The organism is Peribacillus sp. N1 (assembly GCF_054600815.1).
Window position 1 is genome coordinate 405085 of record NZ_BAAHZO010000005.1, and the last position, 13950, is coordinate 419034.

The 13950-nt window shown below is 40.9% G+C and carries 14 protein-coding genes; 1 reads left to right on the forward strand and 13 read right to left on the reverse strand.

The features are described 5' to 3' along the window. The first annotated feature begins 5 nt into the window (after window positions 1-5). Window positions 6-149: a YrzO family protein gene (locus ACYP5M_RS20485; RefSeq protein ID WP_133350491.1), complete on the forward strand. Its 144-nt coding sequence runs from the start codon at window positions 6-8 to the stop codon at window positions 147-149. 435 nt (window positions 150-584) lie between these two features. Here the strand turns inward: ACYP5M_RS20485 and ACYP5M_RS20490 are convergent, their stop codons facing one another. The 13 genes from ACYP5M_RS20490 to ACYP5M_RS20550 form a co-directional block, all read right to left on the reverse strand. After that, on the reverse strand, window positions 585-1211 hold the full coding sequence (locus ACYP5M_RS20490) for a class I SAM-dependent methyltransferase (protein WP_434168672.1): 627 nt from the start codon (window positions 1209-1211) through the stop codon (window positions 585-587). Window positions 1212-1256: 45 nt separating this feature from the next. Next, window positions 1257-2162: an NAD(P)/FAD-dependent oxidoreductase gene (locus ACYP5M_RS20495; RefSeq protein ID WP_434168671.1), complete on the reverse strand. Its 906-nt coding sequence runs from the start codon at window positions 2160-2162 to the stop codon at window positions 1257-1259. A 66-nt stretch (window positions 2163-2228) separates the two neighbouring features. Beyond that, window positions 2229-2642, reverse strand: a complete 414-nt coding sequence (locus ACYP5M_RS20500; protein WP_048687492.1) for an RrF2 family transcriptional regulator — start codon at window positions 2640-2642, stop codon at window positions 2229-2231. Window positions 2643-3001: 359 nt separating this feature from the next. Then, complete coding sequence (locus tag ACYP5M_RS20505; protein ID WP_459735460.1) at window positions 3002-3268, reverse strand: hypothetical protein; 267 nt, start codon at window positions 3266-3268, stop codon at window positions 3002-3004. 702 nt (window positions 3269-3970) lie between these two features. After that, window positions 3971-5875, reverse strand: coding sequence for an endonuclease MutS2 (locus tag ACYP5M_RS20510; RefSeq protein ID WP_459735461.1), 1905 nt, complete (start codon window positions 5873-5875; stop codon window positions 3971-3973). Between the two features lie 654 nt (window positions 5876-6529). Continuing rightward, on the reverse strand, window positions 6530-6682 hold the full coding sequence (locus tag ACYP5M_RS20515; protein WP_153246156.1) for a hypothetical protein: 153 nt from the start codon (window positions 6680-6682) through the stop codon (window positions 6530-6532). A 198-nt stretch (window positions 6683-6880) separates the two neighbouring features. Beyond that, window positions 6881-8599, reverse strand: coding sequence for an adenine deaminase (locus ACYP5M_RS20520; RefSeq protein ID WP_459735462.1), 1719 nt, complete (start codon window positions 8597-8599; stop codon window positions 6881-6883). A 16-nt stretch (window positions 8600-8615) separates the two neighbouring features. Continuing rightward, window positions 8616-9680 carry an ABC transporter ATP-binding protein gene (locus tag ACYP5M_RS20525; protein WP_434168664.1) on the reverse strand — a complete coding sequence of 355 codons (1065 nt, stop codon included), beginning with the start codon at window positions 9678-9680 and terminating at the stop codon, window positions 8616-8618. Between the two features lie 15 nt (window positions 9681-9695). Then, window positions 9696-10484, reverse strand: a complete 789-nt coding sequence (locus ACYP5M_RS20530; RefSeq protein WP_101224382.1) for an ABC transporter permease — start codon at window positions 10482-10484, stop codon at window positions 9696-9698. A 6-nt stretch (window positions 10485-10490) separates the two neighbouring features. Continuing rightward, entirely contained in the window at window positions 10491-11315 is an 825-nt protein-coding gene (locus tag ACYP5M_RS20535) for an ABC transporter permease (RefSeq protein WP_101224383.1), read from the reverse strand. A 24-nt stretch (window positions 11316-11339) separates the two neighbouring features. Next, window positions 11340-12269 (reverse strand): nucleoside hydrolase, encoded by a 930-nt coding sequence (locus ACYP5M_RS20540; RefSeq protein WP_101224384.1) that lies wholly within the window; start codon window positions 12267-12269, stop codon window positions 11340-11342. Between the two features lie 21 nt (window positions 12270-12290). Then, window positions 12291-13328, reverse strand: coding sequence for an ABC transporter substrate-binding protein (locus ACYP5M_RS20545; protein ID WP_402940754.1), 1038 nt, complete (start codon window positions 13326-13328; stop codon window positions 12291-12293). Window positions 13329-13520: 192 nt separating this feature from the next. Then, complete coding sequence (locus ACYP5M_RS20550; protein ID WP_081113038.1) at window positions 13521-13826, reverse strand: DUF2294 domain-containing protein; 306 nt, start codon at window positions 13824-13826, stop codon at window positions 13521-13523. Window positions 13827-13950 lie beyond the last annotated feature (124 nt).

The following is a 13950-nucleotide window of genomic DNA, read 5'->3' on the forward strand; positions in this document are numbered from 1 at the left end:
CAACAATGGATTTATTAACGCTTATGCTAATCTTTGGATTGGCTGTACTGTGGGAATTGGCAACGATTAATAAGAATGTGAAAAAGATGAATGAGCAAAATGCAGAATTGATCAACCTGTATAATGAAAGAAGGAAAAGAATTCAATAAAATAGACTTTTGGCAATACAATGTAAAAAAGCCTCTCATTTAGATAGGCTTCAGACTGTAGTCAAACTCGATGAAAATCGTGTTTGTCTACAGTTTTTTTGCTTGCACAAATTTGGACGTTGATTGGAACGTAGGGCACTCGCTTTCCGCAGGCGGTCCGCCCTCGGCGCAATTGCGCCTGTGGGGTCTCCCTTGGACTCACTCTTCCCGCAGGAGTCTCGCACACCCGCTCCAATCAACTATGTATAAAAATTTGGATAGAACTCTTTTTGCCTGCAGCCTTTTTTTTGATGACCGTACTATTCACCAAGCTTAATCGTCGGCCCTATATTCAAGCTCAGCCTTCACTTTGTCGGCGGCCGAGAGCAAATAGAAAAGAGCATGTGTTGAAAAAATGATTGATCAAAACATGCCCTTTTTATGGATAAAGCCATTCTAGTCCTTTTGACATTTTACCATTATAAATTTAAATGGAGGTTTATTTTCCATATTCTTATGCGGCTCAACAATTTCTGAAAACTCTATCAGTCCATAATTTCCAAATTCTTGTTTAATCGAGTCGGAATCATAAAAAAACATTTTTATCCCTTCCATTATCTCGAAATAGTCTTTCCCCAGTTGTTTGCCCTTACCGAACATTGGGGCCTCTTTTGAAATAGTAGTGAAAATCATATATCCATTTGGCTTTAACTGATTATAGCAATCTCTAATAAACTTATCTCTCTCACGATTATTCAATAAGTGAATAAGGGCATAACAAAATATACCATCATAAAGTTTGTTATCAAAAGGCATATCGGTTACTGAACCATGAAAAATATTAAGATTAAGCTCATTTTGCCTTGCCAATTCAATCGCTGTTTTTGAAATTTCGATACCTGTTACATGTATTCCGTTGTCCGTAAAAATCTTGGCATTTCTGCCATATCCAATACCAGGAATCAATAGATTCTTAACTTTCTTTTCAAGGAAAAAATCCTTTGTCAAGATTGCGGAGTCAGAAGGTTCAAATCCCCACATCATTTGATTTTCTATAAAACTTGATTCCCAGATTTCCGTCATACTTCAATCTCCTTTACAAATGGATTTCTTTTTTAAAAAAGGAATTTATGCCTCCAAAAGAAATGCAGCTTCAACTAAATCCATGATGACTCCAGCCGCCGCTTTATTGCCCTCCGCCGCCGCAATCACGAGCTGAGAAGGCGTGCTTAGTGATGTATCTCCGGATGCATATACTCCTTCAACCGTTGTTCGTCCAAATGAATCCACTTTAATCCCGCCGTTTGGAGTGATTTCGCAGCCGAGCTGTTCCGCAAAAGGAGCGGACTGCACCAAGTCTGTCACCACAATACCTGCCTCCCTTTTGATTTCCTGTCCGTTTTGCAGCAGGATCGATGTCAGCTCCCCTCCTTTCGATATAAGATCTTCAATCTTTTCTTCCACGACTGTCACGTGCTGCCTAGCCAAGATATCCTTCTCCTCATCAAGCACCTGATAGCCATTTGTATACACCATTACATCACCGCTCCAGTTTGACAGCAGTTTTCCCATATGAAAGGCCCGTTCATTTTCTGCAATCACCGCCAATGCTTTGCCGCGCATTTCCCAGCCGTCACAAAAAGGACAGCTGAAAACACTCTTTCCGTATACATTCTGTATGCCTGGAATCTCCGGCAAGACATCCCGAAGACCTGTTGCGAGAAGCACTTTTTTCGCCATGTGATCCGTTCCGCCTTTCGTTTGAATTCGGAACACACCACTGGATTTTTCAATAATCTCCACCCGCTCCTCCTTAATGGAGACGGACGGATATTTCTGGACATCCGTTCTTGCCCGCTTCTTGAACTCTGACGGCTTTACGCCATCCTGTGTGATAAATCCGTGAGACTCCTGCGTCACCCGGTTACGGGGTTTATCCTCATCAAACAAAATTGTTTTCCGTCCAGCACGCCCCATGACCAATGCAGCATTCAGTCCTGCAGGTCCTCCGCCAATAATTACACAATCCAACACATGCAACACTCCTTCTTTATAAAATCTATTAAAGACCCTTAATATCCTTAATTTGTGTAAAAAAATTTATTTTTCTTTTTTTGTCTCCTTACTCTGCTCCGCAATGCTCTGAATGGTCCGTCCAGCAAGTTCTTTCTTCATGTTGCCTTCCGCCTCGATCATCACGCGCTCAATTAAACAATCGCTTTCTTCATGGTCAAACGCACAGTTGAAAAGCACCGACTGACCCTCCACCGCTTCAATAACATCCAGAAACGAAATGTCCTGCGCGCGGCGTGAAATACTGTAGCCGCCTTTTGCCCCTGGCACTGATTCAATTAATCCAGCCTTCACAAGCTTCGTCAAAATCTTCGACAAGTACGTCGGAGACAAATCCTGCATACACGCCAGCTGATCCACGCTTACCGTATGACCTTTTGGTTCCATCGTTAAATGCACCATTGTATGTAGTGCATAATTGGTTGCCTTTGAATACTTCATTGATGCACCTCATAATTAAAACTATTACAGACTTTTAATATCTGTAATTGATTGTAACTCAAGCTGCAAAAAACCGCAAACTTTTTTACCTCACCTAACGATGATCATACTGTCGAAATCTCTTCATGTTATAATTCTAAACCTACATTTTTCAAACAACAGTACGCTCATATTATGTATTCCTTTTTGAACGGGTATATCCACACAAGAAAATAACCAAAAAAGTATGAGCTCTGTTAAAACAGAACTCATACCCTGCCGATGTCTAACTTTTTTTGGTGGAACACGGTTATCACAATCGCTATATTACAATTTCATAAATCATCAGGATTTGGTTTTTCCCGTTTAAAATCCAACTCTTATTCACCAAGCTTCTTCCGGATATCCGCTGCTACGTTCTTTAGCGCCTTTTTCGATCCCCGTTCTAAGTCATGGTTCAATTTCCTTTCCTTGTAGCCGGCAAATAAAGTATTGAGATCATAGCCTTCAGGATATAAATCGACGGCCTTTATATCAAGCTCGAGCTTATTGGCATGAACTTCCTTGAAGGTATCTTCGAAAAGTACGACGACATCTATCCCGCTAAACAAGGAGGGCCGTATCATTTTTGAAATTGTACTGGTCATTTTTGGAACCCACCAACTAAAAAAATAGTTTATTTTGGAAACAAGAATTTGTAAACTGTGATTTTCATTCTAGGTATTTGGGTGTTTAACCTTAACGGAGCAATTGGCTTTGCTATGGTTGGATAGATTTTTATTAAATTCAAAGGATGATTGATTAATAATGAAAAAATCAAAAAAATATATTGTCCTATTTCTCTGGGTAGTATTATTTTTATATTTCTTTGATATGTATATGCCCAAAGGTATTTATTATTTTGTTGTAGGAATACCAGTACTCTTTCTAAGTTCAATTTTTATTTTAAAGATGTTTGATCATTCAAAAGATGTAAGAAGCTAAATATCCAGGTGATACTAACAACCTTTTTCAGATGATGTATGTATCCCTTTCTTATTTTATCTTTCATCTCTAATTGATTTTGTTGTTTCTTCGTTTTTTGAATATTTTTAAATTTAATAGCTATTAAACCTGATTACTATTAAAATTTTGATTGTTTAATACCTTTTATATCTGCGTCTAGAGCCTAATCCTTCTTTCTTCACACGAGAAATTATGACAAAATTAAAGGGTATGAGCCCTGTTAAAACAGAACTCATACCCTGCCAATGTCTAACTTTTTTGGTGGAACACGGTTATCACAACCGCTATATTACAATTTCATAAATCATCAGGATTTGGTTTTTCCGTTCAAAATCCAACCCTGTTTATTCACCAAGCTTCTTCCGGATATCCGCTGCTACGTTCTTTAGCGCCTTTTTCGATCCCCGTTCTAAGTCATGGTTCAATTTCCTTTCTTTGTAGCCGACAAATAAAGTATTGAGATCATAGCCTTCAGGATATAAATCGACGGCCTTTATATCAAGCTCGAGCTTATTGGCATGAACTTCCTTGAAGGTATCTTCGAAAAGTACGACGACATTATTGAAGGAGTCCTTTTTCTTATAAACGATCGCGTACCCATTCAGTTCGCTTACCTTCACTTTGTCGCCGACTTCATATTCATAAGATGATTCTTTGAAAACGGCCGCTGGCTTCGCTTTTTTGATTTTACTTTCCTGGACACGCTCCAAGTCGTAGTCTTTATTTTCGATATAGAGCTTTGCCTTTTGCAGAACCTTTTCACGGACATTCATTTTTTTGGCTATCCAAAGGGCATTGCTTTCCCCGGATTGACCGATTAACAGCTTGTATTTTGGCTCAAGTGTTTCACTGTTGAATTGCATGGCCGCATTCATGAAATCACCGTGTATTTCCGAATAGCGCTTGATTTCACCATAATGGGTCGTCGCAACGGTTATGCACCCCCTTTGATAAAATTCCTCAAGGATGCTAATCGCTAATGCGGCTCCTTCATTCGGTTCTGTTCCGCTCCCGATTTCATCGAACAGCAGCAAGGAGTTATTGGTTATTGCCCCCATGATTTCCGAGATGTTTTTCATATGCGATGAAAACGTGCTCAGTGCATTTTCCATGCTTTGATTATCACCGATATCGACGAATACCTGGTCAAAGACGGCAAGCTCCGTCCCCTCTTTCCCGGCAACATGCAGTCCTGACATGACAGCCAATGTAAGGATGCCGATCGTTTTCAGGACGACAGTTTTCCCCCCGGCATTAGGGCCTGTAATTATCAAACTGCGATAGTCCTTACCGATTTCAAAATCCAAAGGTACGCTGTCTTGCGGCAATAGTGGATGTTTACAGCCCGTTAATTTAATATACCCGTGATCATTGATTTTCGGTTCAATGGCATCCATGCTTTTACTGAACTTGGCTTTTGCGAAGATCATGTCATATTGACTGATTAACTCGATGTTTATCTTGATCGGTTTCAGCTGTTCGAAAACCGTTCCGGATAATGTGGCCAAAAGTTGATACTCTTCCATCGATTCCTCCGCTTTTAAGCTTGCCAATTCTGCATTCAATTTCGTAACAGAGGCAGGTTCAATGAACACGGTAGCCCCTTTTGCCGATACTTCCACGATTGTTCCGGCCACTTGATTTTTATAGGAGGCTTTGATCGGGATGGTGTAGCGATCATCCTTTTTACTGATGAAAAATTCCTGAATGAACTCTTTATTGGCTCCGCTCTTCAAGAACTTATTCAGCCGTTCCTCTATTTTACCTTCTGTCTTGATGATTTGGTTCCTAATCCGTTTCAGGTCCTTGCTTGCTAAGGAAACGACAGCATTTCCCTTTATGGTGAATTGGATTTCTTCTTCAATGCTCCTGAATTCAGTCATGGAGCGGGCGTAGGAATGCAGTGTCGGTGCAAAGAACTCTTTATCGGTCATGAATTTCTTGATATTCCTGCAGCCTCTTAAGAAGTCTGCTATCGCCACTAACTCTGACGGCTCCAAAATCATTCCTTTTTCCAGTTTGTCGATATGGAGGCCAATATGTGATATGCCCTTTAAGGGAATATGGCTTTCCGCATTCAGTAAGTTCCTTGCCTCCGTGGTCTCGTTCAATCGATTTTTAACGACCTTCAAGGTGCTGCTCGGCTTAAGCTGATCCAATAACGCTTTCCCTAAACCGCTTACGCAATGGTTTTTGACCATTTCCTTGAGTTGGATATATTGTAATTTTTCATAAGTCATTGTATTCATCTAATGATCCTCCTTGAATGAGTGAGTGATTAAAATTCCCGAATCCAAAAAATGCCCGCAATGGTCCCCCCTACCTTTACAAATGAACAAGCCATTTGAGTAGAAAGCTCCTGCGGGCATCGGCCTTATCCATGGATAAGTACCTAAAATCGATAACAAATAGGGCAGCTCGAATAGACCTGCGTACACAAAAAAGCATGATAGGACAAATCCCACCATGCTTTTCGCCGTAACACCTGCATGTTACACGATTTATGGAAAAGGAAGCAGTCTTAAGGTAGGTATTCACAATGCAGAATTGCACTGTGAAAAAAGGCATACTTAATCCACTGACAAATCAGTGATTAAATACCTTATTCAACTAAATTAGTTGATACCTACTCCCGACATAAAACACCACACCTTTTCTTAGATTGGAATTAACATACCATATCAGTAAGAAAGAGTCAATTCATTTTTTGCCATTTTCCAAAGTTTTATTAAAAGATTCAAGAAAAAAATGCAGCCAAGCCCATGGTTCTCCCCTTTTCATTGTCTGAATATTTACTTTAAAATCGGGGTATGTTATCCTTATATTGACATAAACTAAAAACAGCCTCATGCGCTAACATGAGGCTGACAACTAGCAAGAGTGGTTGGTCACAACTAACTTAATTAATCGTCAGAAGAAGAACCATTGCCATCTTGGGAGGATGAGTGGTTCTTTTTCCGTTTCTTGGCGAACATAGACAGGATAAGACTGGTTGCTACAGCAACAAATATCTCTTTACCCATATCTGTAATCAAGTTCAATAAGAAATGAATCAAGCGGTCACCTCCTTTCCAATCTATCATTAGATGGAAAAGCAAAGCGTGACCTACCACTCTATCCTCAGTTGTTCCTCTATTTTATCATATTTTTACCTTAATGGTAATTATATGAAAATAAACAAGTCCGGCTAACATTTGACGCCAGGTAAGTCATTAATAAAAGGGGATTATCCATTGGATAATCCCCTTTTCGGTTTAAGCTTCATCACTCATTATGAGAGGGACTGTTTTCCCTTCGTTCACGTTGATCAATCCATGATCGGTTATTTTCAGAGCCGGGCTGACAGGAAGCGATAAGGTGCTTAATGACATAATGACATTATAATGTTCGTAGCCTAACGATTTAAGTGCATCTGTCAGGTGCTGAACCTGCTTTGATACGATGTCCATCGGCTCTTCTGAAAGAATCCCTCCTACCGGCAGAGGAATCATCGATAGGACCTTGCCATCTTCAACGCAGCAGACACCGCCTTGCTTCCTTATTACTTCGTTAGCGGCAATCATCATATCCTGCTTATTATGGCCAATCACCAGAAGATTATGGTTATCATGCGAATAGGTTGTGGCGACAGCTCCACGCTTCAATACATCGCCGGTGATCAACCCGTGTGCCCGATTACCGTTTTTCCCGTATCGTTCGAATGTGGCGATTAAACCATAAGGGCTTTCTTCCCAGCTTAATTGACCATTCTTGCATTCGATACGATCATGGGTTTCAGAAGTGAAAGTAGAACCGTTCTGCACGTTTATGATCCGGCACTTGCTGCTTTCAAGCCTATCCGGGATCGTGATGTTAAAATCGTTTTCGGTAAGTTCCGCAAGCTTCACACTTTGATAGAAATGCTCAGGAAATTGTTCTTCCTTCACTTCTTGGACATATGGCCGTGAAGATTCATAAACTAGCTCACCATTTTTGTATACTTGTTCAATTTCAAATGTTTCCAAATCCGATAGCAGCAAGAAATCTGCCGTTTTTCCAGGTGCAATGGCGCCGCGATCATACATCCGCATCCGCTGTGCAGGTGTATAGGTGCATGCATAAATGGCTTTTTCCGGAGTCATCCCCATTTGAACGGCTTTCTTTAAAAGGACGTTCAGATGTCCCCTGTTTTGGAAAGAGTCGGTCATGACATCATCGGTGACAAAGCAGAAATGCTCATCCACCTGATTTTCCTTCAAGTAATTCATCACTTCTTCAGTCATTGATTTCTCTTGAATCTCAATGAACATCCCGGCAGCGATTCTCGCTTCCATCCCTTCCACGGTCTGGTGTGTATGATCTGAATTCACTCCGGCATTAATAATCTTTTGCAAGTCCAAGTCGAGCAGCTTTGGAACGTGCCCCTCTATGATCAAATCTGGATAACGGGAACGGATATGGGACAAGATCTTATTCGTTTTGCAATCCGGGTCGGTTATGACCTCATAGTAATTCATGATCTCGCCGAGACATATAATGTCCTCCGTTTGCATCAATTCGTCTATATCATCTATTTCGATCGAACCGCCTGTTGTTTCCATCGATGTGGCTGGAACGGAACTCGGGATGGCATAAAACATATCCGCTACGCAATCTTGACTTGCTTTGATCATTTCCTTCACACCGGAAATCCCAAAAACATTGGCCATTTCATGCGGTTCCGGCACGATCGTCGTCACACCGTTCTTGATTAACCCGTAGGAAAAAGTCGCAGGCGTCACCATCGTACTTTCAATGTGGAGATGGATATCGATTAGACCTGGAACCATATACTTCCCCTGTCCATCGACGATTCTATCCGGCTCGAAGGCATCCAATTCACGTTCTCCAATATAATAGAATTTCCCATCCTTGATGGCTGCATTCCCTTTAATGAATCTTTTAAAATAGCTGTTAAACACGTTGATATCTCTTACAAGCATATCCATTCGCATAACTTACCCTCCTAAGCTAGTCAACAAGCACCATCTGGTTTTTCGGAATTTCAAGGATGATTTCCTGACCCGTCCGATAGGATTCCGCCATTTCCTTGTTCACAGTGAAATCCCCTATTGGAGTTTCAACAACATATTGATAGCTTCTTCCCAGATAGGTGCTTACCTTAACTTGGCCAGGTAAACTATTTTCCTGAACAGCTCCAGTGTTATCTTTTTCCCTGATCAACAGATCGTCCGGCCTGATGGCGCCTATTTTTCCCGTTGAATTGGTCATCTGCGAATCCTTTTGCAGCACAAATGAGTATCCAGATTTGTTCAGTTCGATTTTACCTTCATGATCCCTCCGCTTATCGAAGTCAATGAAGTTCTTGAAGCCGATGAAGTCAGCGACAAATTTGGTTTCAGGATATTTGTAAATGGTCGCAGGATCACTAAGCTGCTCGATGATCCCTTTATTCATTATCGCCACCTGGTCGGATATCGAAAAGCATTCTTCCTGGTCATGGGAAACATATACCGTTGTAATCCCCAGCTCTTGCTGGATACGGCGAATCTCGACTCTCATATTCACCCTTAAGTTGGCATCAAGATTACTCAATGGCTCATCAAATAATAGGATGTCCGGCTCAATCACCAGCGCCCTGGCAATCGCAACCCGTTGCTTTTGCCCTCCGGAAAGCTCTTGGGGATATCTCTTTTCAAATCCTTTTAAATTAACGATTTCGAGCACATTCATTACTTTTTTTTCGATTTCACTTTTGGAATTCTTTCTCAGACGGAGACCGAATGCAATATTATCGAATATCGACAAATGCGGAAATAATGCATAGTTTTGGAACACAAAGCCAAAATTCCGCTTGTTGACGGGCACTTTCGTATAGTCCTTTTCCTTGAATAAAAACTTCCCTTCGTTCGCCTGTAAAAACCCGGCAATTAAACGCAGGGTCGTCGTTTTCCCACAGCCGCTCGGGCCAAGAAGGGATACCAGTTTCCCTTTTTCAATTTCAAGATTGAAATCTTTTAATATATTCTGTTTGTTATATGCTACAGATATATCTTGTAAAGTGAATAAAGCCATCCATCATTACCTCCTTTATCGTTTTGTGAAATAAGACAATCCCATGAGCCGTTCTACTATAAACATGAAGAAAGCGGTTATGAACATGAGCAATACGGAAATGGCCGAAATGGTAGGGTCGAAGTAGTTCTCCACATACGTCAGCATCTGAATCGGAAACGTACTTACCCCAGGGCCTGTCATATAAACTGAAATGTCGACATTATTGAAGGATTCCAAGAAGGCGATCATGACTGCTGCCAGAATTCCTGATTTTATGTTAGGGAGGACGACTGTAAAGAATGTGCCCAATTTACTGGCTCCGAGACTTTCCGCCGCTTCTTCAATGGAAAAATCAAAGTTTGATAAGCTTGAAGAAATCACACGGATGATGAACGGAAGCATGATAACAGTATGTCCCACAAACAGGGCCGCATAAATCGGTAGCTGATAAGTCCCAACAATATAACGTAAAAATGCAAAGCCAAGAACAATTCCCGGTATTAATATAGGAGAAACGAAAAAGGCATTAATCACGCTTTTCCCTTTGAAATCAAACCGGCTTAATGCATAGGCAGCCGGCACTCCCAATAACAGTGCCAAAAGGTTGCCTCCGAGTGAAACAAGGATGGACGTTTTAAAAGCGACCAAAAACATTTCCACGTTAAAAATATTTTCGTACCATCTTAAAGAAAACTCTTCTGGCGGGAACTTCAAAATATTTCCGCCTTCAAATGACGTAACGGATATGATAAGCAAAGGCCCTAGTAAAAAAATGAACACCAGGAGAGTAAACAGGGCCAATCCTCGATTTTTTTCCTGCATACACCTCTACCCCTTTGGATTTAATTTTTTTGCCAAACCATTCATGATCGATATGATAAGAACTGTCACTGCAATCATTATCGTAGCGACAATCGATGCCACTTGCCATTCGTTCAATGTAATTGCGTTTTGATAAAGAAATGTCGAAATGACCCGCTGTTTCCCGCCTAATAAAGCAGGCGTTGTATAAGCAGTGAAGCTTCCTACAAAAACAAGGATGCTGCCAATGACCAAGCCTGGAACCGAAAGCGGAATGATTACCTTTGAGAATACAGCCAATCTTGAAGCTCCAAGGCTTTCCGCCGCTTTTAATAAGTCAGTCTCGATGTTCTCCATCACACCCACCAGCGTCACGATGATCAATGGCAGGAATAAATGGACCAATCCGATGATGATGGCAGTAGGCGTGTACAAAATATCAAGCGGCTTTTCAATCAAGCCCATGCCCATAAGCAGTTTATTCACGACACCGTTTTTACCGATGATCACCATCCAGCTGAATGAGCGGACAACAGGGCTTGTTAACAGCGGGAAGATCGTCAGCAAAAGCATGATGGCTTTTTTTCGTTGTTTCAGTTTTGAAATATAATAAGCTGCTGGAAATCCTAATAGAATGCAAATGATTGTCGTGAACAGACTCACCCTAAGTGTCGTCAGCAGAATTTCAATAAAGTATCGGTCTTGGAAAAAATCGAGATATCCTTGTATGGAAAAACCGCCGCTTTCATTAAAGAATGTCGTGCCAATCGTCATTAGGATCGGAATGATCATGAAAATCGTTAAAAATAGAACGCCTGGTAACAGCAGCAGGTATAGATAGCGTTTCTTCACCTCGGAACCCCCTGTTCGTATTATTTATGAATTGATTATGCGAATGAACAGGTCGAAAAACGCTTCCGCATCGACGTCCAGACAAACATGCGCATTAGGCTGCTTCATCAGCCTGTTTTGAAAGTCGCAAACCATTTGTCCGTCACAAAGCTCGCTTTTTGTTTCAACATCCACATAATATTCTTCTCTGGTGACAAGATCTTCTTGCAAAGCAATGGCTACAGCTAATGGATCATGCATCGCACATGCCCATATACCGTTACGTTCAAAATACCTTTTCCGATAATCTGATGTGCTTTTCCTTATATAGTCAGCAAGTTCATGGTTTTGAATCAATTGGATATGCTCTTCATCCAACAGAACCTTTCTCGTAACATCAAGACCAACTTGCGTGATGGATGCGAATCCCGCCTGTAATACGATTTTGGCTGCTTCAGGATCGACATACGTGTTATATTCAGAGGTTGGCGTGACATTGCCAACCCCTTTGACAACTCCGCCCATGAAAATGACTTCTTTAACGAGCTTGGTGATTTGCGGACATTTTTTCACCGCCAATGCTAAATTCGTAAGAGGTCCCGTCATGACAAGCGTCACTTCACCTGGAAAATTCAAAATCGAATTGATGATGAAATCAGAAGCAAATCCATCATCAGGCTGATTTTTGACTGGCATATCCTTCAAGGCTCCGCCAATCCCGTCTTCGCCATGGATCCGGTGTTCAAAAAAGGGCCTCCTGATAATTGGGCTATCTGCCCCCTTTATGACTGAAATGTCTTGTTCATTCAATAAATCCAATATTTTGCATGTATTCAATGTGGCTGTATCAAGTGATACATTCCCGTTCACTGTTGTTACCGCCAATATGTCGAATTGACGGCTTTTAACAGCAAGAATGATCCCGATTGCATCATCTATTCCAGTATCCACATCAAGAATCATTTTTTTCTTCATCAAGCACACCTCATTTCTTTCTTAGTGTGTAAGCTCACGATTCCAACGATCGATCCATTGTTTCGAGTTTTCATTAACAAACTTCATGTCCAATACACGCAGGCTGTTAATGACTTCATCTCCATAGGTTAAGCCTTTCGCTTCCGTTTCAGAGAGCTTGACTTCCGTATTGACAGGAGAATCCACTTTCGCTTTCGCTGATTTTTCCTGAACTTCCTTGCTTAAGATGTAATTCATGAATTCGCCGGCCAATTCTTTTTGATCGCTGGCTTTAACAATATTCACTGTATTCATCACTGCGTAGCCGCCTTCTTCAGGGGAAATGAACTTAGCATTAGGAACGGCTTCCTGTAAATCGCCAAAATACATTTCCATGATCGGGCCTGCAGCGATTTCCCCTTGCGAGAACATGTTGACGAACTCTGATGTTTGCCCATATTCCTTAACCGCATTCGGCATGATCTTTTTCATTTGATCGAAGGCTTTATCTTCATTGAACTCTTTACTTCCGCTAACTTTTGAAGCGGCATCCAAAAACATCGGTCCAGTTGTTGAAGTGATGGATGGAATCGTGATCTTCCCTGCCAAATCCTTGCTCCAAAGATCTTTCCAAGAAGTGATCGGTTTACTCAATTCATCGGGATTATAGGCAATGCCAAATTGTGCAATGGTATAGGCTGGTCCAAACTCCTCGCCATTCGGTGCTTTTGCTTTGTCGTATATATTATCAATATTCGGAATTTTGCTGTAGTCAACTTTCTCAAATAACCCTTCATCGATGCCTTGCTGTGCATAGTAGTCGGATAAATAAATAACATCCACATCGCTATTCGCTTGGCGTACTTTGTTCAATCGATCTGCATTATTTCCTGAATCAACAACAATCTCTACATTATGCTTCTTTTCAAATGGCTCATAGACTTCAGGACGGAAGAAATCATCGGCGAATCCCCAAGTGGAAACGACTAATTTGGCTGGTTTTTCCTTTCCATTGTCCTTTGAAGAGCATGCAGCTAAAACTAATGTGAAAAGCGATAACATCATCAATATTTTTTTCATCATCCAAACCTCCAATTTTATATTGTTTAAACTTTCCTTTTTACTGATATAAATGTAAAAAAAGACAATCTTAAATAGAATTGAAATTCTACCCAAGATTGTCTTTTCTTTGTAAACAAAGATAAAACTTATCATTTGGTTCTCTAGCGGCGTTCCCTCCAGATAAATCCGAAGGGAAATCCATTTATATGATTATATAATTTTTTCCTTCAATACAATATTGGTGAATGCCAGCTGTGTCGCTGAGTCATAATCCCTCAGGACAGCTTCGATATCCCAATTCGTTTGCGTTTCCAGCTTTTGTTTCAGTTTCTTTTTATAAAGCAGGGACATATGAAAGTCAACCTCCTGCTTCAGGCTGGGAACTTCCCCTTCTAAAGCTTCAGAGCGCGGGGCACGTCGATGTTTGGCTTGAAATGTAATCACATTCTGCTCAACAGTAACCTTCAGCAGCGTCGTACCAAAGCCGAACAATTCCTTCGATACCTCATTATACATAAGAGAAAGCAATTTTTTCGTTTCGTTAGAGTTTATCGCTAAGATGACTATCACCTGCCATACTATCGTTTGAGGTAATTATATATACTTTTTCTTGATTGCACAAGATAATATTCGGATTTCG